Annotated in this window: 28 protein-coding genes and 2 pseudogenes; 13 read left to right on the top strand and 17 right to left on the bottom strand. The window is 44.4% G+C overall.

What is annotated here, in order from left to right:
• Positions 1-535: 535 nt before the first annotated feature.
• The 8 genes from ACEPPX_RS00150 to ACEPPX_RS00115 all read right to left on the bottom strand — a co-directional run bounded on the left by ACEPPX_RS00150 (position 536) and on the right by ACEPPX_RS00115 (position 6,065).
• Entirely contained in the window at positions 536-1,672 is a 1,137-nt protein-coding gene (locus tag ACEPPX_RS00150; RefSeq protein WP_416622453.1) for a zonular occludens toxin domain-containing protein, read from the bottom strand.
• A 4-nt stretch (positions 1,673-1,676) separates the two neighbouring features.
• Entirely contained in the window at positions 1,677-1,964 is a 288-nt protein-coding gene (locus ACEPPX_RS00145) for a DUF2523 domain-containing protein (RefSeq protein WP_416622452.1), read from the bottom strand.
• Between the two features lie 2 nt (positions 1,965-1,966).
• Positions 1,967-3,511 (bottom strand): IgG-binding virulence factor TspB family protein, encoded by a 1,545-nt coding sequence (locus ACEPPX_RS00140; protein WP_416622451.1) that lies wholly within the window; start codon positions 3,509-3,511, stop codon positions 1,967-1,969.
• Between the two features lie 74 nt (positions 3,512-3,585).
• Positions 3,586-3,861 (bottom strand): hypothetical protein, encoded by a 276-nt coding sequence (locus ACEPPX_RS00135; RefSeq protein ID WP_416622450.1) that lies wholly within the window; start codon positions 3,859-3,861, stop codon positions 3,586-3,588.
• An 11-nt stretch (positions 3,862-3,872) separates the two neighbouring features.
• Positions 3,873-4,088: a major capsid protein gene (locus ACEPPX_RS00130; protein WP_416622449.1), complete on the bottom strand. Its 216-nt coding sequence runs from the start codon at positions 4,086-4,088 to the stop codon at positions 3,873-3,875.
• Between the two features lie 66 nt (positions 4,089-4,154).
• Complete coding sequence (locus tag ACEPPX_RS00125) at positions 4,155-4,466, bottom strand: hypothetical protein (RefSeq protein ID WP_416622448.1); 312 nt, start codon at positions 4,464-4,466, stop codon at positions 4,155-4,157.
• Entirely contained in the window at positions 4,438-5,859 is a 1,422-nt protein-coding gene (locus tag ACEPPX_RS00120) for a replication initiation factor domain-containing protein (RefSeq protein WP_416622447.1), read from the bottom strand. Before ACEPPX_RS00120 ends, ACEPPX_RS00125 begins: the two co-directional genes overlap by 29 nt.
• A complete protein-coding gene (locus tag ACEPPX_RS00115) occupies positions 5,856-6,065 on the bottom strand; it encodes a hypothetical protein (RefSeq protein WP_416622446.1) in 210 nt (69 codons plus the stop codon). Before ACEPPX_RS00115 ends, ACEPPX_RS00120 begins: the two co-directional genes overlap by 4 nt.
• Positions 6,066-6,210: 145 nt before the next feature.
• Here ACEPPX_RS00115 and ACEPPX_RS00110 point away from each other — a divergent pair, with 145 nt between their 5' ends.
• On the top strand, positions 6,211-6,393 hold the full coding sequence (locus ACEPPX_RS00110) for a hypothetical protein (RefSeq protein WP_416622445.1): 183 nt from the start codon (positions 6,211-6,213) through the stop codon (positions 6,391-6,393).
• Between the two features lie 784 nt (positions 6,394-7,177).
• Here the strand turns inward: ACEPPX_RS00110 and ACEPPX_RS00105 are convergent.
• Positions 7,178-7,555 (bottom strand): hypothetical protein, encoded by a 378-nt coding sequence (locus ACEPPX_RS00105; protein ID WP_416622444.1) that lies wholly within the window; start codon positions 7,553-7,555, stop codon positions 7,178-7,180.
• A 9-nt stretch (positions 7,556-7,564) separates the two neighbouring features.
• Positions 7,565-7,765: pseudogene (locus ACEPPX_RS00100) on the bottom strand (hypothetical protein); the annotation flags it as partial.
• Between the two features lie 380 nt (positions 7,766-8,145).
• Here ACEPPX_RS00100 and pdxH point away from each other — a divergent pair.
• Positions 8,146-8,778, top strand: a complete 633-nt coding sequence (gene pdxH / locus ACEPPX_RS00095) for a pyridoxamine 5'-phosphate oxidase (RefSeq protein ID WP_416622443.1) — start codon at positions 8,146-8,148, stop codon at positions 8,776-8,778.
• 90 nt (positions 8,779-8,868) lie between these two features.
• Here pdxH and ung read toward each other — a convergent pair whose 3' ends face one another.
• From ung to hpnD, 4 genes are read right to left on the bottom strand one after another with little or no spacing between them, the layout of a single operon-like run.
• Positions 8,869-9,528 carry a uracil-DNA glycosylase gene (gene ung / locus ACEPPX_RS00090; protein ID WP_047761359.1) on the bottom strand — a complete coding sequence of 220 codons (660 nt, stop codon included), beginning with the start codon at positions 9,526-9,528 and terminating at the stop codon, positions 8,869-8,871.
• Between the two features lie 26 nt (positions 9,529-9,554).
• Positions 9,555-10,274, bottom strand: coding sequence for an SDR family oxidoreductase (locus tag ACEPPX_RS00085; RefSeq protein WP_416622442.1), 720 nt, complete (start codon positions 10,272-10,274; stop codon positions 9,555-9,557).
• Between the two features lie 11 nt (positions 10,275-10,285).
• Entirely contained in the window at positions 10,286-11,596 is a 1,311-nt protein-coding gene (gene hpnE / locus ACEPPX_RS00080) for a hydroxysqualene dehydroxylase HpnE (protein WP_416622441.1), read from the bottom strand.
• The gene (hpnD, locus tag ACEPPX_RS00075) at positions 11,593-12,441 is read right to left on the bottom strand and encodes a presqualene diphosphate synthase HpnD (protein WP_416622440.1); all 849 of its coding nucleotides are present in this window, start codon (positions 12,439-12,441) and stop codon (positions 11,593-11,595) included. Before hpnD ends, hpnE begins: the two co-directional genes overlap by 4 nt.
• 241 nt (positions 12,442-12,682) lie before the next feature.
• Here hpnD and hscA point away from each other — a divergent pair, with 241 nt between their 5' ends.
• From hscA to pth, 8 genes are all read left to right on the top strand, one after another.
• A complete protein-coding gene (gene hscA / locus ACEPPX_RS00070) occupies positions 12,683-14,545 on the top strand; it encodes a Fe-S protein assembly chaperone HscA (RefSeq protein WP_416622439.1) in 1,863 nt (620 codons plus the stop codon).
• A 97-nt stretch (positions 14,546-14,642) separates the two neighbouring features.
• Complete coding sequence (gene fdx / locus ACEPPX_RS00065) at positions 14,643-14,984, top strand: ISC system 2Fe-2S type ferredoxin (RefSeq protein ID WP_047761354.1); 342 nt, start codon at positions 14,643-14,645, stop codon at positions 14,982-14,984.
• Between the two features lie 143 nt (positions 14,985-15,127).
• Positions 15,128-15,697, top strand: coding sequence for a hypothetical protein (locus ACEPPX_RS00060; RefSeq protein WP_416622438.1), 570 nt, complete (start codon positions 15,128-15,130; stop codon positions 15,695-15,697).
• 109 nt (positions 15,698-15,806) lie between these two features.
• Positions 15,807-16,754 carry a thioredoxin-disulfide reductase gene (gene trxB, locus ACEPPX_RS00055; RefSeq protein ID WP_416622437.1) on the top strand — a complete coding sequence of 316 codons (948 nt, stop codon included), beginning with the start codon at positions 15,807-15,809 and terminating at the stop codon, positions 16,752-16,754.
• Positions 16,755-16,857: 103 nt separating this feature from the next.
• Positions 16,858-17,349, top strand: a complete 492-nt coding sequence (locus ACEPPX_RS00050) for a peptidylprolyl isomerase (RefSeq protein WP_047761351.1) — start codon at positions 16,858-16,860, stop codon at positions 17,347-17,349.
• Between the two features lie 180 nt (positions 17,350-17,529).
• On the top strand, positions 17,530-17,961 hold the full coding sequence (locus ACEPPX_RS00045; protein WP_047761350.1) for a type II toxin-antitoxin system RatA family toxin: 432 nt from the start codon (positions 17,530-17,532) through the stop codon (positions 17,959-17,961).
• Positions 17,954-18,241 (top strand): RnfH family protein, encoded by a 288-nt coding sequence (locus ACEPPX_RS00040; protein WP_416622436.1) that lies wholly within the window; start codon positions 17,954-17,956, stop codon positions 18,239-18,241. The genes ACEPPX_RS00045 and ACEPPX_RS00040 overlap by 8 nt, the downstream gene beginning before the upstream one ends.
• A gap of 84 nt (positions 18,242-18,325) precedes the next feature.
• Entirely contained in the window at positions 18,326-18,901 is a 576-nt protein-coding gene (gene pth / locus ACEPPX_RS00035; protein WP_416622435.1) for an aminoacyl-tRNA hydrolase, read from the top strand.
• A gap of 99 nt (positions 18,902-19,000) precedes the next feature.
• Here pth and ACEPPX_RS00030 read toward each other — a convergent pair whose 3' ends face one another.
• Entirely contained in the window at positions 19,001-19,756 is a 756-nt protein-coding gene (locus ACEPPX_RS00030; RefSeq protein WP_416622434.1) for a formylglycine-generating enzyme family protein, read from the bottom strand.
• A 118-nt stretch (positions 19,757-19,874) separates the two neighbouring features.
• Positions 19,875-21,362: a copper-containing nitrite reductase gene (nirK, locus tag ACEPPX_RS00025; RefSeq protein WP_416622433.1), complete on the bottom strand. Its 1,488-nt coding sequence runs from the start codon at positions 21,360-21,362 to the stop codon at positions 19,875-19,877.
• A gap of 389 nt (positions 21,363-21,751) precedes the next feature.
• Between nirK and ACEPPX_RS00020 the strand changes: the two genes are divergently transcribed.
• From ACEPPX_RS00020 to ACEPPX_RS00010, 3 genes are all read left to right on the top strand, one after another.
• Complete coding sequence (locus ACEPPX_RS00020) at positions 21,752-24,010, top strand: nitric-oxide reductase large subunit (protein WP_416622432.1); 2,259 nt, start codon at positions 21,752-21,754, stop codon at positions 24,008-24,010.
• A gap of 215 nt (positions 24,011-24,225) precedes the next feature.
• Entirely contained in the window at positions 24,226-25,536 is a 1,311-nt protein-coding gene (locus ACEPPX_RS00015) for a hypothetical protein (protein WP_416622431.1), read from the top strand.
• Between the two features lie 296 nt (positions 25,537-25,832).
• On the top strand, positions 25,833-26,633 hold the full coding sequence (locus tag ACEPPX_RS00010) for a DUF4198 domain-containing protein (protein WP_416622430.1): 801 nt from the start codon (positions 25,833-25,835) through the stop codon (positions 26,631-26,633).
• 233 nt (positions 26,634-26,866) lie between these two features.
• On the opposite strand, the pseudogene ACEPPX_RS00005 reads toward ACEPPX_RS00010, so the two are convergent.
• Positions 26,867-26,973, bottom strand: a pseudogene (locus ACEPPX_RS00005) (IS1595 family transposase); the annotation flags it as partial.

Raw genomic sequence — 26,973 nt, 5'->3', positions numbered from 1 at the left:
AATCCTTGCTGCCTTAGAATATCCGAAAGCCAAGCAACACGAAAAGGAGACGGTTAAAACCGTATATTTTAACGCGTTGCTTGAAACAATCGCCGATAGAATGGCGATTGCGTCAACAAGCAGCGGCAGACGCGGAAAACGGTAGCATTTGCTACTTCGCATAATTTACGGTTAGGTTAAATTTAACCTTTTTTTGCCCTCGGCGACGTTCGCCACGTGGCAGGGGGGGCAGGTAAGAAACGCACCTGCCCCCCTTTGCCAAGCGTGATTTGCTCTATTTGATTATCAAGTGGGTATTCATAAAGACGGCGGCAAAAACGATCCGCCGTCTTTACAAAGCTTCCCACTTGACAATCAACTAGAGCAGATCAATACGACCAGAAATAAACAACTCAAAAATTGTTAAGGAATACCAAAAAAAATTAACGACAGAAAGCGAAATCCTAGAAAAACAACCGCGAGTAATGCAAAAGAAAAAAATAAGATAAAAAAACCAAAAAACAGGAGTAATCAGCATAAAAAAACCTCTAATAAATTATTGGGCAGACGGAGCAGCAGAATAATCAGGCTGCGCAAGTGTCAACTTATCTTGACCGCCGAAAGAGGATACAGAGGCAGCAGGTGAGACGGCGGAGCCGTTAGAAAATTGCTGCCGAGCCGGCGAATCGTCAAGATAAGGATTAAATGGCAGACCGTTAACGGCATAGTCTCGACACATTGCGTCATTAACCTCTTTAAGAGGCGTTGCCTGATCACTATAACAAGTACAACCCGACTCGCCACCAAGAATACAAGCGGCTAAACGCTCAAACGTTTTAACTTGGCGGACTTGATTATAAATAGGCTTTGATTCAGGCTTTTCGGCCAAAGTAGGCACAAAATCAACAGGCTTTAAGTCAGCATCAAAAGATGCTGAAGAAGTATCCTGCTGATTTTGGACAGCAGCCGCCGTATCCAAATTAGACGGCTGTTCAACAGCCGAGACAACAGGAGGGGATACGGCGGCAGAATAAGATTGATAAACGCCGTAAGCCTTCCAAAGAAGAAAAGGCAAAATAACAAAGAGCGCTATAAGCGGCTTAGGAATATTTTTCTTAAATTTCTGATGCTGGCTAGATGATTTATAGTATTGGAAAGCGGCCTTAGGCGGCTTCCAAGAAGAAGACTCAGTACCGGACAAACCGGCAGGATTATCAAGAGAAGTAACACATTTATACCACCAGTATTGCTTCATACCAATGGATTTTCTCTCCAGGTGAATATGCTTGGAAACCAAGTTACGAACAAACACGTCAAGCTGACTAGGATGCTGGGTCATCAAAATAACAGTATGGCCATGATGCCTTAATTCTGTTAATTCTTGGATATAAGGCGGAACAGGGCGACCGGCAGGACGGACGGGATAACAATAATGCGCTTCGTCTACTATTAAAATAGCACCCTCGGGCACAACATCACGAAGAGGAGCCGCCTGAATCTCTTCTTCTGTCAGCTCATGCGCTTTAAATTTTTTCTTATCGAGTCCGTCGATATGACAAAAATATAAAGGCCGATCAACGACAGCACCATCTCCGAGCGTCATTTTAAACAAGCCGTCCTCATTGGTAAGAATCATATTCACAACACGGCTTGTTTTCCCAGTACCCATATTACCAGTAATTAAATAAATCATAGAATCAACCTTTAGGCAGAATGAAAGTTAATTTATTCAGCGCAACAATTGAAATGTGAAAAGCAAATGCGCCGAATAAATAGCCTAAACCTTGACCGAATCCAGCGATTAAAAGCAAATTAAGGGCATCTGATGGCATCTGATTAATAGCACTGGATAAATAAGATTTAAATTTATCTAGTGCTATTAAATATCCGGCATAAGTTACAAAACTCATGCCAGTGGCAAGAACAATCCTAATAATTAAAAGCTTAAGCAAAATGCCAATTAAAGGTATTAAAGCAACAGGCATCATCATCTCCTTAAACTAGAAAAAGCAACATAAGCGGACGCAATAATAAAAGCAATTAAAACCGCGAATCTGACCCTAGATGCAAATTCACAAAAAGGCTCATAAGAAACATTAAAAGGCTTACCCAAAACAGAAAAACTCAACGGCTGCGGACAAACGCCGTTAGCAGGTAAAAAGTCATCAGAAGACCAAGTAGTTTCATCAGTAACGTGCGGAATTTTTATACCGTCAAATAAAGATTCATCAGGTTCGCCCATCTTTTCACAGGCAAGAATATCGGGGAAAACCTTACATAGAAGACCAGTACCATCAGGCGGCGGCGGATCATCTGACTGGCCGTCTGATTGGCCGTCTGATTGGCCGTCTGATTGGCCGTCTGATTGGCCGTCTGATTGGCCGTCTGATTGGCCGTCTGATTGGCTGCCTGATTGGCTGCCTGATTGGCTGCCCGATTGGCTGCCTGAAGATGGAGCAGGTGCTTCGGGTGAATTAGGCCTTAAATCAGGACGGGGAACATCATTTGCGGAAACAGTTGTTTCACCATTTAAATTTTTAAAAGTCCAAGTTGTTTGAGTAGGTTGACCATTGGAATTAGTGTAAGGATTTGAATAGGCTGAAACGCCATCCATAACCCAAACACCTGAATAAGACTCACCAGGAACATTACCACCAGCATCGGCGGTTAAATTAACATATTGAGTAGGATTGCCGTCCACAACAGGGCCGACAATCTGGTCAAATTGTTCTTGAGTAATCGGCGTCGCACCCTTAAAAACTTGTATGGAGCCAACATAAACATGTTGTTTTGAATTTCCTAATTCACCCTTGGAAACACAACCATTAAACCAACTAGCATCATAGTCAGATGATATCTTTCGACAAACGTCTTGTAATGTTTTAGGAGATGAAGTCGGAGTAATAATTACCAACTTGCGGCCTGAATCAAGTAAATATTGAGCAACTTTATCCTGGAAATAAGGCTTTTTAATACCAGCCCGATCAAGTTCTAAATCGTTGACTGTGCGACGCGTCACATTATTAACACCATCAACCCAAGCGGGGACATAAAAATAAATAATAACCTTAGATCCATCGTCAGGCTGAATAAAGGTACCATGCTCTTGGCTATAAACCCAACCTTGATCAGCAAGATAAGGAGATAAAAGGTTATAGGCCATGTGGGCATTCATGACGAGACCAACAGGACCAGCAAAACGACCTGCGACCTTCCCGCCCTGTTTGGCCAGATTCAACAAATTAGCCCACACGACTTTTTTCGGCACTTTATATTTAACAGTTACAGGAACTTGATTAGCGGTGTTGATTTTGCGCTCAAGATCACGGCCAAAAGCCGCAATATCTTTAGAGCCGTCATATTGATGGCTATAACCGCCGCCGATATCTTTCCAAACACGAATACCATTTCGGTTATAGTCAGTAACGACATAGCCTAATTTGCCAGTCATAGGATTTATTTGTAGCTCGCTAGCAAATAAATAAGATGAAAAAAAAAGGCCAAAACAGCCTAAAAAAATTTTTTTAAACATAAAACCTCAATATTTAAAAAGCATAAAACCAATCAAACAAGGAATTAAAATACCAAGGAAAAAATAAAAATCATTCATTTGAATTGGGAACGAATTAAAGAAACAAAAAACAAAGAAGCCATAAGACCAAAAATCAACCAACCAATTTCGAGACCAGAATTAAAGTTATCTAAAGGATCACAAGCGGGCAAATTAGCCTGAATAGTTTGGCCAGACAACTGCCAGCCAAGGCCGTTATATTCAGGCTTCAAAATCGTGCCATCAGGTTTTATTAAAGGCACTACCAAGCTGAAATAAAGGTTTTCAGCTTGAGACTGCTCTAAACATTTATTACCAACTTGGTAGTACATAAATCACCTGATTACTTGATTTGACGACGCATCAAGGCAAAAACAAACAGAGCGGCTAAAACGCCGATAATCAACCAGCCCACTTCAACGCCATCAGCTTGGGCAGTTGAAATGGCAGTTTTAACGCCTTCGGGCAAAGCCGCATGAGCTTGGGTAGCCAAGGCCAAAGGAGCAGCAAACAAAGCAGCTTTAGCAGCGTAACGACGAGCAACATTTAAGAATTTCATGATTTTCCTTTCGATTTAAACAAAAATTGAAATGCCGCTTTCAAAGGCAAACGGCAAGCCCAAAATTTACTTAGGAGTTACAGGCTTATCGGCCTTGTCCAAAACACGGAGAGCAGATACAACCTTGACAACATTACGACCTTTCTTTTCATCGCGATAAGCAACATCGACCTCACAAGGCAACTTGCCCTTTAAATGAAGCAATTCGGAATGCGTGTCAGCAGTACCGTACTCAAGTTCGATCGAATCAAGACCAAATTCATTTTGGCTAGCGTGATAAATCGGAATATCACAAGTGATACGACAATAGTCATAAGCGATACCGTTATCGGTAGTACCTTTATTCCAATTAACTTTTCGGAGCGTCATTACTGGCATTTTCATTTCCTTTATATTTACGATTTAAGATAAATGACGGCGTAGCATAACGGTCATAAAGATATTCTTCATATGACCGGCGACTAGCAGGCACATCATCGGTTTTGTTTAAATAAGCAAGGCTTTTTAAACGCTTCAAACGCTCATACTCTTCATAAGAGCGATGATTCAGGCGAGGAGCAGAGTCAAGCTCAACCCCTAATTTCTCGATAACCTCATAAGCGGAGTAAGGCAGACGCTTAAATTCATGGATAAATTTAACGTTCAAGCAGTCGCAATCAAATGCGGCAGAAGATAACCGCTTAGGCATTTTGTCCTTACCACCTTTAAGAGCAGCGACAATCTGTTCAGGCGTAAAACCTAAATCCTCCATCATGTTTATTGAGGGCGAGGATTGCATAGAGGCATATTTAAGGACGTGCTCAATGCTCACGTCTTTAGTTTTTTTTACACGTTCAATCTTCTTAGGTGCTTCAGTATGACGAGAAAATAAAATCTCGAAAGCTGGATAAGCCGCAGTCATGTAAGAGCCTGGACTTAAGAGAATATCGTGAGGGATAACAATATCGCGGTTATGCATCTCAACTTCAGCGCGCACCCAGTTAGACGATAAATCACCTAACTGCTTACCCTTTTCATAGATGCGGGCAAAACGAGACGCGTTTTTACGAGAGCCGATATATAGCGTTTTACCAGTGCCGCGATATTCCAACCAATCGCCACCGACACATTCAGCGATCGGCTTCGTATGGCGAGAGGTGTACAAGCCACTTTCCCAATCTTTTAAAGCTTGATTAGGCGTGTATTCACCATCTAAAAAATCATGTGCTAAGTCAATCCGTGTAATACGTGCGCCAGGAGCGCGAGACTGCAAAAATTCATAAAGGCGGCTTTCCCAACCGGAGAGAGCGGCAGTTAAGCCAACACCCGTAAAAAAGAGACAAACAGTATTTTTCTGTTGACGACCACCCATAGCAAAAAAACCGTAGTTTTCAGACTGATTGCCCATCTTGTAACTGATAGCGTAGCCATTACGACCGTTTTGCTGGCAGAACAAACCAAAACCCATAATCTCTTGTATTTCAGCGGACGCATTAGCTGCAATTTCTTCATCGGTTCCGAGCTGGTCGGGCCGAACAAAAACATCTTCGGACATGGTTATAGTCAAAGTGTCGATAAAGGCAGCGGAAGAACTACCTTTTTTTAGTAAGATTTCTTTAGCCTTGCCATTCACCATGACAACGGTTTGGTAGGCTTCGCTAACCAGTCCCCCCGTGTTACTAGCGGGGGGATTATCAAACTGCCTTTCGGCAGTTTCGCGCGTGATGCGCGCCACCGCGCATTCACCGCGCGAATCCGCCGAAAGAGTTTTAATAAAGCCCGAAGAAATCATTTAACCACCTCAACAAAAACACGGTTATCAGTAATGCGACCAGTTGCTAAAAATTCTTTAGCTAAGGAATCGAAGCGCGCCCAGTTAGAAAAATAGATTTTGGCTTTCAGGCGGCCTTTTTCGATTAAATCCATCTTAAAAATAGAACCATAGTCAGAAGCTATCAATCTGCGACCATTTGACCAAATATCGTAATAATGCTTCATAGGACATAATCCGTCTAAGTTTCTAAGAAAATATATTTTGAACGAATTTTAGATATAGAGAATCTAAGTTGTCAAGAAAATATTTACAAAGATTCTAAGATTCTATAATTTTCATAACAAAGACTATCATTGAAAGGAAACAAAAATGCCGAGCAAGCACATACAAGATAAAACTTGGGAAAAGGTCAAAGACGAATTTGTAAAAGCGGTTGTAACAACAAAAGCAGGATTTAAAGAGACAGAAATACTAAATCTGCTAATCTTAAAAGGCATAGAAAACGTGAAAGACGAAGACTACATAAGGCTAGCAATGGAAAAGAAAAAATGACAATAGGAACAATCTCAATAATATTAATGGTAATAGTCGGAATCGTATTTATTTTAAATATTTACGAAACGATCGAAATAGTCAAAACATGCAAAAAAGCAATAAAAGAACTAGAAAAGAGAAAATAGGGCGCATTTGCGAATCTAGCGAAAAAATCGGCAATTATGACAAAATAACCGCTTGGATAAAATCTAAGCGGTTGTTTTCGTTATGCAAAATCAAAACCAGTGGCTAGATATGTACAAAAAAATAGCGTGCATAAGCTCCGACTACAAACTTGCCAAAAAACTCAATACAAGCACGAGCAGAATAAGCCAGATAAGACGTGGACGGCTAAGATTGTCATTTTGCGAGTGCATTATCATAGCAACCGAACTGCGGATAAATCCGCTTGAAATCCTTGCTGCCTTAGAATATCCGAAAGCCAAGCAACACGAAAAGGAGACGGTTAAAACCGTATATTTTAACGCGTTGCTTGAAACAATCGCCGATAGAATGGCGATTGCGTCAACAAGCAGCGGCAGACGCGGAAAACGGTAGCATTTGCTACTTCGCATAATTTATATTATGTTAAATTTAAAGATGGTGTGAATAATGATGGAGTAAAAAATAAAGTAACTATTCTTATTTCTCTCATTTAATAGACACAGACTTGTAACTAGGCTGAGCATTCATACTCATACAGATAGAATAAAAAAAACCGTCTGAAAGATTTGGATTTTCAGACGGCATAGTTTATTTATGAATAATTAGAAGCAGGCAATATGTACTGCTCTTACGCTTGCTATTCATCAAATTGCGGCCATTGGAAATCATTTACCTTATACTCCGCACTTAATAATGTTGATATGTCGGATTTTATAGCATCAAAAATTTGAGATAGATTACCCGCATAAATCATAGCCATAAATAAGGCATTACTAGCAATTTTGAAATTTTGATCGTTTAGCGCAAATTGACATATCCCCATATAATTTAAAAAATTTCTTAAATCTTCTTTAAACTCATTATCCCAATCTCCTTCTAAAGTGTAATCTTTACACCACCTAATATTGCCTATTTCATGATCTATAGCTCTTGATATTTGCAAATCTGTTAAGTCAAATCCTTGGTGAAGACCTAAATTAATCAGAATTTTTTTTACATCATTCAATGTTTCCATAATAATTTCCTATTTTAAGTTTAATTTACGGCCTTTTGCTGCTTCGGTTTTTATTTGGTTGAACGAACCATCCATATTTAAAACAAATTTAAAGTTTCCATTTTTATCAAAAACCTCCAAATGATTTTTATGTTGGGCATCTAAATAAAATTGATCAGTAGCTTTTAATACCGCTTTGCTTTCCTGAACTGCATAAACAGACTGTTCTTGATGAAACCGTTTTGTTTGGCTAAAGAGTTAAATAACTGTTCGGTCACTTTGCCTATTGTATCCTTTCCTTCGCTGATGGTTTTTTCAGTAGCAATGTAGCATGTACAAATTATAACAATCATTAATTATAGCAAGGTGGTATTTATGCCGCGCGGATATAGAAAAAACGCCGTCTGAAAGGTTTGGATTTTCAGACGGTACAGTTTTATTCATGGAAGTGTACAGGCAATATGTACTGCTCTTAAGCTAAATACATAAGGCAGCTTTATGAAAACAATATATACATATACAATCTCATACGAAGATAAGTGAGATGCTTGGCTCCTTTTCCCTCTAATTTTATTTTTTAAACATAAATACTCAAAAGGACAACTCCCAAAATGGATCTGCACAATATTCGCGAAGATTACTCTAAACAGGAATTATCCGAACATGAATGCAATGCCAATCCTATTGTGCAGTTCGAATATTGGCTTAAAGCCGCCATACATGCCAAAGTAAACGAACCTACAGCTATGAATATTGCAACCGTCGGCACAGACGGAAAACCTTCCAGCCGGGTGGTTTTATTAAAAGAAGTTAATTCTGAAGGTTTTGTATTTTTTACCAATTACCTTAGCCGCAAGGGCCGTTCGCTGGAGCAAAATCCTTTTGCGGCATTAACTTTTTTTTGGCCTGAGCTGGAGCGGCAAGTTCGTATCGAAGGTTGCGTCAGCCGTCTTTCGCCGGAAGCATCAGACGAGTATTTCGAAAGCCGCCCCTATACAAGCAGAATCGGAGCATGGGCAAGCGAACAAAGCCAAGTTATTGAAAGCAAATCAGTATTGGTTAAGCGTGCAGCGGCTATCGGTTTAAAACATCCTCTTCATGTTCCCCGCCCTCCTCATTGGGGTGGCTATGTCGTCATACCTAATTATATGGAATTCTGGCAAGGCCGGCCGAGCCGTTTGCATGACCGTATATGTTACCGGCAAGAAAACGGTGTTTGGCTGAAAGCGCGATTGGCACCTTAAGACAAAAGAATCTTAATAACTCTAAAAGAAAAAGGCCGTCTGAAAAATTATATTTCAGACGGCCTTTTGCATATATGTCGCTTATTATACTTATATTTGCCAATTAATCATACTTTTACCATGTTCTTGCAAATACTTATTGGTGCGTGAAAAAGGCTTGCTGCCAAAAAAACCACGATAAGCAGATAAAGGCGATGGATGGGGGGATGTTATTACCAAGTGGCGGTTTCTGTCGATGAAGGCTCCTTTTTTCTGGGCATGGCTACCCCATAAGATAAATACAAGATGCTCCCTTTGCTCGGCCAGCTGGCGGATGACTTTGTCGGTAAAGGTTTCCCACCCCAATAATGCATGAGAGTGTGCCTGCCCTGCCCGAACGGTCAAAACGGTGTTCAATAACAATACGCCCTGCTCCGCCCATGCTTGCAAATAGCCATGCGAAGGAATACGGAAGCCGATGATATCGTCTGCCAACTCTTTATAAATATTTTGTAGAGACGGGGGAATCTGTATATCCGGCCGTACGGAAAAAGAAAGCCCATGAGCCTGTCCCGGGCCGTGATATGGATCTTGCCCTAGAATCACCACCTTTACTTGGTCGAACTCAGTTGCCCGAAAAGCGTTAAAAACATCTTTTTCGGGCGGGTAAATAACTTGGCCGTTGTTTCGCTCCGCCCTTACGGTATTAATAATATGTTGGAAATAAGGCTGCTGTTTTTCAGCGCCCAAGGCTTCTTTCCAAGTATTCATAGTTGTTTGTGCTTTACCGGTTCGATTTACAAATAAACGATTTCACCGCTACGGCCTTTGCTTTCCTTACTTGCCCACCATACGAAGTGCGGCATGATATCTTCGTAGTTTTTACGCTCGCTACGGGCTTCGCCAGGGTGGGTTTTCATACGTTGGGGAGAGTTAACCGCCCCCGGCACCAATACATTGGCGCGTAGGTTGTCAAAACGATCCCATTCATCGGCAGCTACTTTGCATAAGTAGTTGAGTGCTGCTTTAGAAGCGCCGAAACCGCCCCAGTAAGCCTTAGGATCTTCACCATGGCTTTCTCCGACAAAAATAACCGAAGCATCGGGAGATTCTTTCAAAAGCGGTAGAAATGCGCGGGTCAACCCCATCGGAGCGACGGTATTGATACGGTATTGGTTCACCCATTCTGATACGGTTTGGAAATCCAAAGGGGATAATGCGTAAAAATAGCTGGCACAATGAACAATACCGTCGAGTTTGCGGTTGGTCGCTTCGGCAATAGTGGTTGCCAAGCGGCCGAATTCGGCTTCTTCGGCGGTAAGCAGGTCGAAGCAAATTGCAAACGGTTCCGGGCCGCCGGCGGCTACAATATCGTCGTATACTTTTTCCAATTTCTTCTGATGGCGTGCGACTAATACTACAATAGCACCTGCAGCCGCATAGGCTTTGGCGACTTGTTCGCCTATGCCTTGCGAGGCGCCGGTCACCAGAATGATTTTATCGGTCAGTTGAGTCATTTCGCTTCCCTTCAAGCAGTTAAATTGTTCAGGCATAACGCGGCGGTGCTTTGTCCGTGTTGTACGGCGGCTTCCAGTGTAGCGGGATAGCGCGGATGCAGATAATCGCCGCAAGGATAAATGTGATGGTGGTGCAGCCAAACCGTATCAGGCAGACGGCGGTTAACCGTACTGGCAGTAGTTGCACGCTTTTCGGTGATCACCCGTGCGGCAACGGGGGCTTTAAGCGTCGGGCAAATTCTTAATATATCTGCATGCACACGCTCAATCCATTGTTCATTGGTGTGGTTTGAATGTAAATCAGACACACTGATCACCGCGGTTAGTTCGTGCTTATCTCCGTCCAATGCACCGCGTGATATCAACCATTGCGCCGTTCCCCGGCTAAAACCGGTCATTGCAGAGGGCATTTCGAGAGCTTCGGCATAACGCAAATATACGGTGGTGATGGCGTGATACTGTATTTTTGAATATTCTGATTGGATATAGTGTGGTGTTTCAGCCGGCATTAATGCGGCGGCGTGATATGGGGCAACGGCTAAAATTACCGCATCAAACAGTTCATTTTCAATACGCACACGTCCGTCGGGGCTGATTTGTAATTTTCCCACCCGTGTTGCCAACCGAATGGTTGCTTTTTGTTTTTTGAGGAAACTTAAGGCAGGCTCGGCCATAAGTTTCCCTAAATCACATTTAGGTAACAGATAATCGCCTGCCGCTTTATCAGCCCATACACCGTCTTGCAGAACGTTACTTAAAATATTCAGGCTGGCATTTTGCAAAGGCGTATTCAATGCGCCCCATACCAACGGTTGCCAAAACTCTGCCACCAATTTACGCGGCATTTGACGGGCATTCAACCAATCAGCCACACTCATATCCGCAGGGTTGAAGTGTTGGCGCTTTTGCAAAGCCTTCATGCTGTCGAGTAGGCGGATCTTATCTGCCCAACCGATATTTTTCGCACGAAGAATGCCCGTTATCAAATGCAAAGGTGCAGGCAGCCTGCTGGAGGCGGAGAACTGCAAACCGTCTGCCATATACCACTGCAAAGGCCGGCGCTCAAAAACTTCTGCTTCATTTACACCGATTCGGTTCAACAATGTGCGTACGCCGTGATAAGCACCAAGCAAAATATGCTGGCCGTTATCTAGAAAACTAAAATTATGATCAACGGCATTCAATGCGCGAGCCCTGCCCCCCGCTTGTTTACCGGCCTCAAATATAGTTACGTCGGCTTTGGCACTTAGATGTATAGCGGCGGAAAGCCCTGCCCACCCTGCACCGATAACGGCAATTTTTTTTCGTGCCGGATTTTTCATGGTTTGAATCCCAGCAGCCAGGTTTTCAAGGCAATACGCTTTTTGCGTGGGCCGGGAATAGCAATTTTGTATTTCAACACGTTTTGCGCACCATCCCGCTCTATTTCATTTAGTAAAGCATAGTAAATCGCGGCCAAAATCAGTCCTACTTTTTGTGACTTTTTATCTTCGGCCGGTAAAAGTGCTACTGCTTCCCGATAAGTTTGGCGGGCGCGCCTGATTTGAAAGGCCATCAGTTGTGCAAATGCTTGATCGGGCTTTGCTAGCATAATTGTTTGGGCCGGCACATTAAAGCGCTGTAATTCTTCGGTAGGCAGATAAATACGCCCGCTTCTAGCATCTTCGCCGACATCGCGGATGATATTGGTCAGTTGGAGAGCCAACCCCATTTTATCGGCATAATCCAATGTTTCCGAACGGGTAAATCCTAAAATACGGGTAATCAGCCTGCCTACTACCCCGGCTACACGGTAACAGTAAAGCTGCAAATCGGCAAAAGTCGCATAACGGGCATGCTGCAAATCCATTTGCATACCCTCCACCACTTCTAATAGCTCCTCTTTAGGCAGTGAAAAATCTTTGACTGTTGTTTGCAATGCTTGGCATACGGGATGCTCGGGCAGGCCGTCTGAAAATACTTTATCCAACTCCAAGCGCCACCAGTTCAACGTGGTTTGCGCGACTGACGGATCAGAACAATCGTCTACCACATCGTCTAATTCGCGGCAAAACGCATATAGCACCGTCAATGCATCTTGCCGGTGCTGGGGCAAAAAACGGAAAGCGGCCAAAAAACTAGAACGGCTTTCTGCGGCTTTTTGGCGGCAATATTCAAGTGGCTGCACATTTGTTCCCGGTCATTTATCAATGTGGAATTGTAGCGGATTTTCAGACGGCCACAAATACGCATAGCAGCAAATTTCATCTTAAAATGTATGAAAAATACCGAATGATACGGTTTGCAGATATGCCGTTACAAACATACCGATAAAAGCAATCTAATCCCGACAAAAACACTCAACTATCTGCTGCAAATCTGCTAAAATACGCCCCATTCACGATAAAAACATTAAGGCACAAACCATTATGGCTTTACTGCAAATCGCCGAACCCGGCCTTTCCGCCGCTCCGCACCAGCACCGCCTCGCCGTAGGTATTGATTTAGGCACAACCAACAGTTTGGTTGCCACCGTAAAAAGTGGTAGCGCAATTTGCCTGCCGGACAAACAAGACCGTGTTACCCTACCTTCTGTGGTTCGCTATTGCGAAGACCAGCGCGTAGAGGTTGGATATGATGCCCTAAAAGCACAAAAAATCGACCCTAGCAACACCATTAGCTCCGCCAAACGCTTAATCGGCAGAACACTTGCCGATCTGAAAGCCGATAACCATTACTTTCCCTACCGCTTCGGCAATAACGAACGCATTATCGAAATGCATACTCGTCAAGGAAGCAAAACGCCGATTGAGGTTTCCGCCGAGATTTTGCGAGCACTAAAAGCGCGTGCCGAAGAGAGTTTGGGCGGTGAACTTACCGGCGCGGTAATTACCGTACCTGCTTACTTCGATGATGCCCAGCGTCAGGCTACCAAAGATGCAGCACGATTGGCCGGTTTAAACGTTTTGCGCCTGCTAAACGAACCTACCGCCGCTGCCATCGCCTACGGCCTTGATAATCGTTCGGAAGGCACCTTTGTTGTGTATGATTTGGGCGGCGGCACATTCGACGTTTCAGTATTAAAGCTCACCAAAGGCCTGTTTGAAGTTAAAGCCACGGGGGGTAACAGCGCATTGGGTGGTGATGATTTTGACCACCGTTTGTTCTGCTACTTACTTGAAAAAAACACACTCTCCCAACTTTCCGAGCCCGACAGCCAGCTTTTGCTGAGCCTGACACGGGAAGCCAAAGAAACGCTCACTACCGAGACCAGCGCAACCATTCAGGCACAGCTTTCAGACGGCCACAAAATCGACACCCAAATCACCCGGCAAGAATTCCACAACCTCACCCAGCATTTGGTTGCCAAAACCATCGAACCTGTAAAGCAGGCGTTAAAAGATGCAGGCATTACCAAAGCCGATGTCAAAGGCGTGATTATGGTTGGTGGTGCTACACGCATGTTGCATGTACAGCAGGCCGTAGCTACATTCTTCGGCCAAACCCCGCTCAACAATCTTAATCCCGATCAGGTTGTCGCCCTTGGTGCGGCTATCCAGGCTAATGTTTTGGCGGGCAATAAAAATGAAGAAGATTGGCTTCTACTCGATGTTACCCCACTGTCACTCGGCCTTGAAACTTACGGCGGCCTGGTTGAAAAAGTAATTCCGCGCAATTCAACCCTTCCTACTGCCCGAGCGCAAGACTTCACCACATTTAAAGACGGCCAAACCGCCATGACTATTCATGTGGTGCAAGGTGAGCGCGAATTAGTTGCCGACTGCCGCAGCTTGGCTAAGTTCACCTTGCGCGGCATCCCCCCTATGGTTGCCGGAGCGGCCCGTATCCGCGTTACTTTTCAGGTTGATGCGGACGGATTACTTTCCGTATCCGCACGCGAGCAGTCCACCGGAGTACAAGCGCAAATCGAAGTTAAGCCAGCCTATGGCCTGGACGACGAAACCATTACCCAAATGCTTAAAGACAGCATGAGTAATGCTGGAGACGATATGGCAGCGCGCGCGCGCGCAGAAGCTGCCGTAGAAGCGGAAGGATTAATGGAAGCAGTGCGTGCGGCTTTGGCCTTAGATGCCGATTTGTTATCGGCACAAGAGCTCAATACCATCGAAGAAAAAATAGCCGGTCTGCAAGCCCTACTGACGCAAGGAAGCGCTGAAGAAATCCGCAATGCAACTGCCGACTTGGCACACAACACAGATGATTTCGCCGCCCGACGCATGGACCGTAACATCCAACGCGCATTGGCCGGGCAAAGTATAGAAAATCTGTAAACGCTTTTCAGACGGCCTTTTTATTGCAAAGCCGTCTGAAAAAATTATTTAATAAATTTAAGGCTTTTAAGGCTTAATCACTACCAAGAGAACACGCATGCCGAAAATTACCGTATTACCCCACGCAGAACTCTGTCCCGAAGGCAAAACCATCGAAAATGCTGCCGAGGGCACTTCAGTTTTGGATATTTTGCTTGAAAACGATATTGAATTGGAACACGCCTGTGAAAAATCCTGCGCGTGCACCACTTGTCATATTATTATCCGTAAAGGATTCGACAGCCTTGAAGAGCCAACCGAAATCGAAGAAGATTTGCTTGATCAGGCTTGGGGGTTGGAAGCCGATTCACGGTTAGGCTGCCAAGCAAAAGTGGCCGGTGAAGATTTGGTAGTGGAAATTCCTAAATACACCATTAATCATGCCCGCGAGCATCACTGATACAAACCTTACGCCCTTTAGTTTAGTGCAAACCTTAGCGAGCAATAGTGTAAAGTAAGCCTGAGAAAAGGCTTGCTTTCACTTGATTTTTATAAAACTTTGCCCCATATTTCCGCTGTCACCAACCCAACTACGGAATACGTATGAAACGTTATATTACCCTTGCCGCTTTATCCGCTCTGGCTCTGTCTGCCTGTAAAGACAATACGCAAGCCCAACTCGAACAACAACAAAAACAAATTGAAGCCCTTCAACAACAGTTGGCGCAACAAAACGGCCCTGCTGCCAATGATGACCAAACCGTTTATCAACTTAACCCTGATGCGGTTGCCTCTACTATTCCGGCCGAGTTCCAAAACGGCAATAACGGCCAGCCCGTTACCGGCACCGACGGACAAGAATACGTATATGATCAATCGACCGGCAGCTGGCTGCTGCAAAGTTTGGTAGGTGCGGCCGCCGGTGCGTTTTTGGGCAATATGCTGGCTAATAAATTTACCAAAGCACCTGCCAATTCGGCCGCAGCCCAACAAGTACGCAGCAATTACTACCAATCTTCACGCTACCAAGGCCGTACCAGCCAGCAACTGAATACCCGCAGCGTGCCGGCACAACAAGCCAATCAAGCAAATTCGCCCAACTACCGCAAGGCACAGCAGGCACAACCAAACTACCGCAAACCGGCCCGCCGTAGCGGTATGCGCCGCCGCTAAACAACTGCGGACGCAATCAGGTATTTAAAACCAAACTATCAATACTTTCAGACGGCCTAAGCTATAGTAAAATAGAGGCCGTCTGAAAACATCATCCAAAGGAAAAGCGATGAGTCAACACCATAAACTAATCATCCTCGGCTCCGGCCCCGCCGGTTACACCGCTGCTATTTATGCGGCACGTGCCAACCTGCACCCCGTCATCATCACAGGCATTGCCCAAGGCGGCCAACTGATGACCACTACAGAAGTTGACAATTGGCCAGCAGATGCCGAAGGTGTTCAAGGCCCTGAATTAATGGCACGTTTTCAGGCTCATGCCGAACGTTTCGGTACAGAGATGATTTTCGACCAAATCAATGCCGTCGATTTGCAAAACCGCCCTTTTACTCTTAAAGGCGATATGGGCGAATACACTTGCGATGCCTTGATTGTTGCCACCGGCGCATCCGCCAAATACCTGGGTTTGCCCAGCGAAGAGGCTTTTGCAGGCAAAGGTGTATCGGCTTGTGCGACTTGCGATGGTTTCTTTTACAAAAAACAAGACGTTGCAGTGATCGGCGGCGGCAATACAGCAGTTGAAGAAGCCCTCTATTTGGCCAATATTGCCAATACCGTTACCCTTATCCATCGCCGAGATAGCTTCCGTGCCGAAAAAATCATGGTAGACAAGCTGATGAAGCGCGTAGAAGAAGGCAAAGTCATCCTCAAGCTCAATAGCAATCTGGACGAAGTGCTCGGTGACGATATGGGCGTAACAGGTGCCCGCTTGAAAAATAACGACGGCAGTACCGAAGAAATCACCGTTAAAGGTATCTTTATCGCCATTGGCCACAAACCTAATACCGATATTTTCAAAGGCCAGCTCGATATGGATGAAACCGGCTATTTGAAAACGCGCGGAGGCAGTGCCGACAATGTAGGCGCTACCAATATCGAAGGCGTGTGGGCGGCCGGAGATGTAAAAGACCACACCTACCGCCAGGCGATTACCAGCGCCGCATCCGGTTGCCAGGCTGCATTGGATGCCGAACGCTGGCTGGATAGCCAACGCTGATAAAATAAGGTAGAGGCCGGCTTAACATAGTATGTTCAGACGGCCTCAAAAGGAAAACGGATATTTATATCTGCTCCCACCAACTTGAAATAAAGGAAACGAAATGATTAAACTACATACCAATTTCGGTGTTATCGGCATTGAGCTGGATCACGAAAAAGCCCCTATTACAGCGGCTAACTTCGAACAATATGTGAAAGACGGCTTTTATGACGGAGTAATCTTTCACCGTGTGATCAAAGGCTTCATGATTCAAGGCGGCGGTATGGATCAAGATATGAACGAAAAAGCCACCCGTGATCCGATCCAAAACGAAGCTCAAAACGGCTTGAAAAACGACAAATACACCATTGCAATGGCCCGTACACAAGCTCCCCATTCTGCTTCGGCACAATTTTTTATCAATACCAAAGACAACACTTTCCTGAACCACACCGAGCCGAGCCTGCACGGTTGGGGGTATGCCGTATTCGGTAAAGTGGTTGAAGGCCAAGACGTTGTAGACGCCATCGAAGGTGTAGCAACCAAACGCCATGGTTACCATGATGATGTTCCGGTTGATCCTGTGGTTATTACCAAAGCAGAAATCGTTTAAGCCGTCATAATATATAATAGACCCATACGGAAATGCCGCCTGAAATTCAGACGGCATTTCTTACTTTTATCTTTACCCTATATACACTTTTACCGTACCGGCAATGCCATGCAACGCATACATATTTTCCGGATTGGTTTATAATAATGCCCTTTGCCGCAGTCTTATTCAGCCAGTCTAATGAAAACCGTAGAAAAAAGCGTATTGGTGTTACACAGTGCAGAACAAATGTTTGAGCTTGTCGACCGTGTTGAGGATTATCCAAAATTCCTACCTTGGTATAGCAAAACCGAGGTAATCGAACGCACCGACACGGAGTTAAAAGCCCGCTTGTTTATGGACTATATGCGTGTTCAGCAATCTTTCGCTACCCATAACCATAACATTCCCGGCAGGGAAATCCATCTTAATCTGCTTGAAGGCCCATTTAAAACTCTGAAGGGGCATTGGCGGTTTATTCCCTTGGGAGATGATGCGTGCAAAGTTGAATTCAAACTCGAATACGACTTCTCCAGCAGCCTTCTTTCCACTCTGATTTCACCCGTATTCAGCCACCTTTCAGGTACGCTGGTAGATGCTTTTATCAAAGAGGCCGACCGCCGTTATGGTTAATATTGAAATTGCATACGGAACCGCCGAAAAACAAATACTGCTAACCATGCAGGTTGCGGAGGGAACTACTGCGCGACAGGCCGTACTCTCCAGCGCGGTAAAACAGCACTTTCCCGAAGCCGATTTGCAAAATGCTCCCTTAGGTATTTTCGGTAAAAGAGTAAAAGACGATACCTTGTTGCGTGATAAAGACCGTATCGAAATCTACCGCTCTCTTCTAATCGACCCCAAAGAAGCACGCCGCCTGCGCGTACAGGCCAAGCAACAAGAAGAAGCATAATCCCGCCGTTTGAAAACATTACCTGATAATAATTTTTTTCATAACATAAAAATATTTCAGACGGCCTTATTTAAAGAGAACAGAATGTCTACCATCAAACTGATAGTCGGCTTAGGAAACCCCGGTAAAGAGTATGAACAAACCCGCCATAATGTGGGATTTTGGTTTGTAGACGAACTCGCATGGGCTTGGAGAGCCACATTTAAAGAAGAGAAAAAATTTTTCGGTGAAGTAGCGCGTGTTTCCCGCCCCGAAGGAGATGTTTGGCTGCTGAAACCGAATACTTTCATGAACCGGTCCGGGCAGGCCGTAGCCGCCTTGGCTCAATTTTATAAAATCAAGCCTTCCGAAATCATGGTAGTGCATGATGAATTGGATATTGCCTGCGGCCGCATCAAATTCAAACTCGGCGGAGGCAACGGCGGCCATAATGGTTTGAAAGATATCCAAGCGCGCTTGGGCACTCCCGATTATTACCGTCTGCGCTTAGGTATTGATCATCCGGGCGATCGTAATTTGGTTGTCGGCTATGTATTAAACAAACCCAGTGCGGAAGACCGCCAAAAAATTGATGACAGTATCGCCAAATCCTTACGCGGGCTACCCAAAATCATGGCAGGTGAATTCGAAGAAGCCATGAGGGAACTACACAGTAAATAATGTAACCATTATGCTTTAACTTACGCTATATCACTCTTTTAAATCCTCGTGATGAACAAAAGCCGTCTGAAACTCAGACGGCCTTTGTTTTATAAATGATTATTTTGCGCAGCGAAAACCTAAATTATGTAATGAAAATCTTGCTTGAAGACTGGTTCGCATACCATAGCGCATAAAGGCGGCATAGTTGCCCGGATCGGCACTGCCGGCCGACGCACCACTACAAAACATACTACTGTCTGCCGAGCCCGAATTGAGTAAGCTGCTATTGAAATCTTCCGTCCATTCCCAAATCAAACCGTGCATATCATATACGCCCCAATAATTCGGTACAGATCGGCCTACGGCGCGTAAGCCTTGACTGCTACCTTTGGCATACCAATCGAGAATCAAACGATTATAGCCCTCTTCAGAGCTTCCGTCTTTGCGCTTTGCCGAGGCCAATCCCGCATATTCCCATTGATCTATGGTCGGCAGCTTTTTACCTTGGGCCGCACAATATGCGTGGGCAGCGAACCAAGAAACATTGGTAACCGGATAATCCAGTTCGGCCGCTTTGGGCTGATAGCTGCCTTCGGCCGCAACCCAATGTTTCAGATAATGGGCATCACTTTGTTTGCTATTGATTTTTCCCCGCTGCCACTGAGGGTTGCTTTTTACAAATGCAAAAAATTCTCTATTGCTAACGGGGGTTTTATCTAAAGAAAAAGTTTTCACCGCAATCATCGGCGTATCTTTTTTCAAATATAAAGGCCGGTAACTGCCGCCTTTGATTTGAGCCATTTCCGCTGCAAATGCAAAACACCCGCCTAGTAATAAAAAGCTAGATGCCAGCCAATAGGAAAAGTTTTTCATTATTTTATCTAAGTGATCAAAAACCACATCATATCGGAAAAGCGTAATTTTTAAAAAACGCCCGCTCAGTTTTTAACATTTGAAAGGCCGTCTGAACCATTTCAGACGGCCTCAACCTTTATTTTGCGTTACGCTCTGCCGCTACCTGCTCAGGTGTAACCTGTCCGCCGCCATTATCAAAAGCATTCAGAATGTAAGTTAATACATTAGCCGTTTGTTCATCATTCAACGACATAGCGGGCATCACACTATTAAACTCCTTGCCGTTCACCACGATTTTGCCGCTTACACCGCGCAGCACAGCATGAATACCACGTTTGATATCGGCAGCCAGATAATCGGATTTTGCCAATGGCGGGAATGCACCGTCGACGCCTTGGCCGGTGGCTTGGTGACAAGCCAAACAGTTGGATTCGTAAACGATTTTACCCAGCTTGATTTGCTCCTCTTTATTAGCTGCTTTAGACGGTCCCTCTTTCACGCGCTCGGCTTCGCTTGCGCTGAGGGGAACGGTTTGAATCGTACCCCCCTCGGGCTGATAAACACTCTCACCTGTTTTACCGGAGAAGATTTCTTTGTTTTCATCCCCTTCTACAACTAATTGTCCCAGGGCGCCTTTGTTAAACGCCCGGAAAATAGAATGGTCAACCAATGTGTAGCTGCCCGGCACATCGAGTTTGAAATCAACAATGGCCGCACCACCCGCAGGAATCAGCGTGGTTTGGATGTTTTTGTTGATTAAATCGCCACCCTCTACATAAACCTTATCGAAAATTTCACCGATCACATGGAAAGACGATACCAAGTTTGGACCACCGTTACCCACAAACAGGCGTACGGTTTCGCCGACATTCGCTTTTAAAGCATTATCGCCGGTGAGAGAACCGACATGGCCGTTAAATACGACATAATCTGGTTGTTCCTTAATCGCTTTTTCCATATCAAAAGGCTGTAAGCCGCGCTCACCGTATTTGCCTTTAGTGTAGAAGTCTCCTTGCACAACATAAAACTCTTTATCCACTTTTGGCAGACCGCCTTTAGGTTCAACCAAAATCAAACCGTACATGCCGTTGGCCACGTGCATACCTACAGGTGCCGTAGCACAATGGTAAATATACAATCCGGGCTGTAAGGCTTTGAAGCTGAAAGTAGAAGTGTGGCCGGGTGCCGTAAATGAAGCCGCAGCGCCGCCTCCTGGGCCGGTAGCCGCATGGAAGTCGATATTATGCGGAACACTGGAATCCGGATGGTTGGAGAATTGAACCTCTACTTGGTCTCCCTCCCTCACCCGGATAAATTGCCCGGGTACATTACCGCCGAACGTCCAATATTTGTAATCCACGCCGTCGGCCATCTGCATAACTTTTTCAACCACTTCGATTTTCACCACCACTTTGGCTTCGTAATCCCGATCAATAGGCGGCGGTACGTTCGGCGCACTGGTTACCACGGCATCAATAACCGGTAGCTCTCCTTGCGTTTTTTGAGATGCAGCCTGTTGTTCCGCAGAGGCTGCAGTTACGTTGTTTTGCTTAACCTCTTCTTGGCCACATGCTCCAAGCATGAATAAAGATGCAATGCAGGCAGCTAATATTTGGCGTTTCATGATGGTTCCTTTTATCAGGTTGCTTTGGCAGTAAATCGTTTTACTGTTTTTTACAAATTATGCTGCAAGTGCCTTTCGCCGTTCTTGATTCATATCAATTTATTCAAAAAATATGAATATTTTTACAAGATTGATTTGCAAAAAAAATACTAATCATTTTTATTTTTGCATATCAACCCTTTATATTTACAATGACATTTATACTTCAATCATCCTGTTAAAATAATTAAATAATATATATTTAAAGAAAATTCACTTACTTAAACCACTCATTCGCTCATGCCGTCTGAAAATACATGACTCGCAAATTTGTGCATGATACAATTCCTAAAGATTCATTCAATATGAATTTTAATTCATCGCAAATCATCCTTTTTAGGAGCACAATAATGGGACAATATAAAAAGCTTTGGTACGCTTTAATTGCCGTACTAACGATTACTTTCTCCCTGCTCGGTTACTTAGGTGTTGAGGTTTACCGCCAAGCGCCGCCGTTTCCGCAGCAATATGTTTCCACATCCGGCCAAGTGGTCATGACAAAAGAAGACATTCTGGCCGGTCAATCCGCATGGCAAAGTACCGGCGGTATGGAATTGGGTTCTATTCTTGGTCACGGTGCATACCAGGCTCCGGACTGGACTGCCGACTGGCTTCACCGAGAGTTAATCGCTTGGCTGGATATCACCGCACAAGCCGAATACGGTCAGAAATACGAACAGCTGGACAGTGTCCGCCAAGCAGGTTTGCGCGAGCGTTTAAGCGATGAATACCGTAACCAAAGCCGTATGGGAGATAACGGTCAAGTCGTGCTTTCCGATACGCGTATCAAAGCGATCGAAGCCGTCGCCCCGTATTACATTACCCTTTACGGTGATGATCCTTCTATGATTACTACACGCGAGCACTTCGCTATGAAAAACGGCACACTGCCGAGCGAAGAGGCGCGTAAAAAGCTGACTAACTTCTTCTTCTGGACTGCATGGGCCGCCTCTACCAACCGCCCTGAACACACCGCAACATATACCAACAACTGGCCGCACGAACCTTTGATCAATAACGTACCGACTCCCGAAAACTATATGTGGTCTCTGGCTTCTATTGTTTTCCTGCTTCTGGGTGTCGGCCTGTTGGTTTGGGGCTTCTCTTTCTTAAGCAATAAAAACAAGGCTGAGCATGAAACCGGTAGTGTGGCGCAAGACCCTATTGCAAAGATCACTCTTACCGCTTCACAAAAAGCTTTGGGCAAATATGTTTTCCTAACTGTAGCCCTCTTTGTGGTACAGGTATTGCTGGGCGGTGTAACCGCACACTATACCGTTGAAGGCCAACAGTTTTATGGCATAAACCTTTCCGAGTGGTTTCCCTACGCCCTCGTTCGTACTTGGCATATCCAATCGGCTATTTTCTGGATTGCCACCGGCTTTCTAACGGCAGGCCTGTTTCTTGCCCCCATCGTAAACGGCGGCAAAGATCCGAAATATCAAGCCCTGGGTGTTAATTTGCTGTATATCGCGTTATTTATCGTGGTGGGCGGTTCTTATGCCGGTAATTTCTTTGCTCTTAGCCATATGATTCCACCGCATTTGAATTTCTGGTTTGGCCACCAAGGTTACGAATATCTTGACTTAGGACGTTTCTGGCAAATCTTGCTGATGGTGGGCTTGCTTTTATGGTTATGGCTGATGCTGCGTTGTACGGTAAATGCCTTTAAAGAGAAAAACGGCGATAAAAACCTATTGGCTATTTTCGTAGCATCTATCGTAGGCGTCGGTGTATTTTATGCGCCCGGTTTGATGTATGGCGAACATACCAGTCTCACTATTATGGAATATTGGCGCTGGTGGGTGGTGCATCTGTGGGTCGAAGGCTTCTTCGAAGTATTCGCTACCGCCGCACTTGCCTTTATTTTCTATAATATGGGCTTGGTTACCAAAAAAATGGCTACCGTTGCCTCATTGGTTTCTGCCAGTTTATTTATGGTAGGCGGCGTTCCCGGCACATTCCACCATCTTTACTTTTCAGGCACGACCACTCCCGTTATGGCCGTCGGCGCATCATTTTCCGCGCTGGAAGTCGTTCCTCTGATTTTGCTTGGACGCGAGGCTTATGAACATTGGTCATATCAACATGCCGCTCCGTGGGCGCGCCGTTTGCGTTGGCCTCTGATGTGTTTTGTTGCCGTAGCATTCTGGAATATGGTTGGTGCCGGCGTATTCGGATTCTTAATCAACCCGCCTATTTCCCTGTTTTATCTGCAAGGCTTAAATACTACTGCCGTGCATGCACATGCGGCGCTTTTCGGTGTTTACGGCTTTTTGGCCTTAGGCTTCGTACTGCTGGTAGCACGTTATCTCAAACCTGACGTCCATTTTGATGACCAACTGATGACTTGGGGCTTTTGGCTTCTGAATATCGGCCTTACTCTGATGATTGTTATCAGTCTGCTGCCAGTAGGTGTTATCCAAGCTTATGCAAGCATTTCGCAAGGCTTGTGGTATGCCCGAAGCGAAGGGTTTATGCAGCAAAACCTTCTCGACACGTTGCGCTGGGTACGCACTATCGCCGACCTGATTTTTATCGGCGGTGCCTGCTGCGTGGCATGGCAAGCCTGTAAAATCGTATTTGCACGAAACCACAAAGCAGTATAAACATTCTGTAACAGTAAAATCATAATCAAACAGCCGAAACGGTATTTCAACGTTTCGGCTGTTTTTTGTCTCTACTTATATTACCGCTATAATTTTTCAGACGGCCTATATCTACCGCCATCTGGTTAGCGATACAAACCAATCATTCCTGATATATGGATAACGGCTGCCATTCCTACTACACTATGTATTTTCTACCCCCAACACAAGAAAAAATGGATACCGATAAAAAATCTTTTCTAAACACATTTGTCCCTCCTCGCCCCAACCATGCCGTAATTAATGTTATGACAGGCATCAACCGCCTGATTAACCTTTATGGTATTCCCGTGTTGCGCGATATCCCCATACTCAACCGTTTACCTGTTATCCGCGGCTTATGCGATATACGTCATTTCGACATTCCCACCGATGATCATATACGTCTGCAAGCCGCTTTAAACGGTAGCAACTGTACCTTTATCACACCAAATCATCCCGAATTTTTTACGGATTGGATGATAGATAAAGAAATATCCGCCCGCTATGCCCCCTATACAGCCAGTTGGGCTACGCACGATATTGTGAACGGTATGGGTGAAATAGGCCAAAAATTCTGGCTTGCCAATCATCTGATTGCCCAGGTACCGGGTAATACAGATCAAGCTCTCGCCTATTCGGTTGAGACCGCCCAATCCGGCACACCGGTATTGCTGCATCCGGAAGGCCGTGTATATTGGCAAAGCGACCGTATCAATACTATTTTCCCCGGTGCAGCAAAAATGGCATTACAAGCTGCCGCACAAGGTTCCCGTCCGGTATTGATACAGCCGCTTGTATGGAAGTTGAAATTTATCCGTAATGAAGAAAAAAACCTTCATGCTGAAATGATACGGTTGGAAAAACAGTTAAAACTGCCATCTATGCCTCAAGCATGTTTGTCTGCCCGCCTATCACGGCTATATAAGGAAGTTTTATGGCTCCGGTTTGAAAAATCAGGACTCCAGCCGCCTAAGCACCTCAGCTTTTTTGAGGCCCAATCTGTTTTTCTCAAGCAACTCCTTGAATCACTACAAAGCTTCGGTACATTTGACGGCAGTTTGGAAGAGCAAGCCGAAGCCATGATAAGCGCAATCCGCCAAGCTAAAAGAAACGGGCAAAATTTAGATCAAACCGTTATCCGCCACAGCAAAGAATTGGAATATATTCTGCGGACACCCCGTTTAGCTTATACACAGGAAACATGGCAGCAGGAACATTTTGCCGAATGTATCAAACGTTTGCGTAATGACCACCTGGCATGGGGTAGCAAGCTCAACAGCCTACATCAATTCGTGCCGCGTCCTGTTGGCGGCCGTACAGCTCACATCCGCGCAGCTAAACCATTGGATATTCGCGCTCTCTTAGCAGAGCAAGACGATGTAAATGCTGAATGGATTACCCAACTATTGCATCTCAGCCTTCAAGATACTTTACATAATTTAAATAAAGAATTGGCCGAGCAATATTCAAATATGCCTCGATATCCGAATCCGCTTACTCTGTAATACTGTCTTTATTAGTGGTTAAATAAATCATATATTTGCTTTGCCAATCAAAATGCCGTCTGAAAATTTTCAGACTGCATTTTGATATTTCAAACCATGTAAATCATTTTTTCCACACCGTTTTATCAATGGTGAAAAACTCAAATATATAGCCTTTTCTAAGTTAACTGCATATTTTCCACCCTGAATTTATCACCATAGCGTTAAACTTTGCTTGCATTTCTCATCAACATACTCTTTACAATTTAAATGTTACAGTATAACATTTCAAAAAATAGTCAATCGGAGTTAACATCATGCAAAAAATTTTCAGCCTACTCGCCCTGACCGCAGCAATCGGTTCGGCTCAAGCCCATGAAATTTGGGTAGAAACCGCACATACCCACGGCGGTGAAATTTTAAAAGCCGAATTAGGCTATGGAGATTTTCCCGAATTAGCCCCTATTCCCAAAGACCGGCTGCATATTTTCAAACAACCTTTACAGCTCGTTACCGAAAAAGGTACCGAAAACCTGATACAAAAAGGCCAACATAACTACCAATTTCAAAGTAAGCAACCCGTACCCGAAGGCAGCTTTTTAGTATTGGGTACATACCAACCTACTTTCTGGTCAAAAAACAGCAATGGTTGGAAACAAGTGAATATGACAGAAATGCCGGATGCCGAATATTGCGAACAAACACGTATGTACGCAAAAAATATTATCAATGTCGGTCACAACAGCGCAGGAAAATCAATTATTACCCGCCCTGTAGGACAAGGCTTGGAAATTGTTCCTTTAGAAAATCCGGCCAATATTCGAGTAGGCGAAGCATTTCCGGTACGGGTATTATTTAATGGCGAACCATTGCCGGATGCCACCTTAACGGCTACTTTCGACGGCTTCAGCGAAATTAATTCAAAAGTACACAAATTAGAGGCACAAGCATTCTCTGATACCACTCTTGCCGATGGTAGCACCTCAATCATCCCGTTGCGTCAAGGATTTTGGAAAGCCCGCGTAGTGCATAAATCCGACTTCCCCGATAGTAAAGTCTGCCAAAAGCTCGCCAGCTACACGACTCTGACTTTTCAAATTGGCCATAACCATCACTAAGATATAACAGACTTTCATCTTAAAATAGCCCAAAATGCCGTCTGAAAGTTTTCAGACGGCATTAAATTTTATGATGAAAGGCCATTCATAATCTGAAGAAAATTTAAATATTTTTTATAATGACAGTTAATTAATCCCAAATTGCTAAAAAACCAAACGATAATTAAACCTCTAACAGTAAAATCAGCTTTATCAGCAACACATATAAATTAAGGGGCTGTATTAGATTAGCCTTAAATATCACACCAAATTCGCAAGATTTTAAGTTGCTCTTTTGGTGTACCAAAGTTAAAACGAAATTCGCATTCTTTCAAGAATAAAGGGAAAGATTTTCGGTCAA

Source organism: Neisseria sp. S1 (assembly GCF_048060015.1).
Classification (GTDB): domain Bacteria; phylum Pseudomonadota; class Gammaproteobacteria; order Burkholderiales; family Neisseriaceae; genus Neisseria; species Neisseria arctica.
The sequence above is the reverse complement of the archived record's forward strand: the minus strand, read 5'-3'. Positions and strand labels throughout refer to the sequence as shown.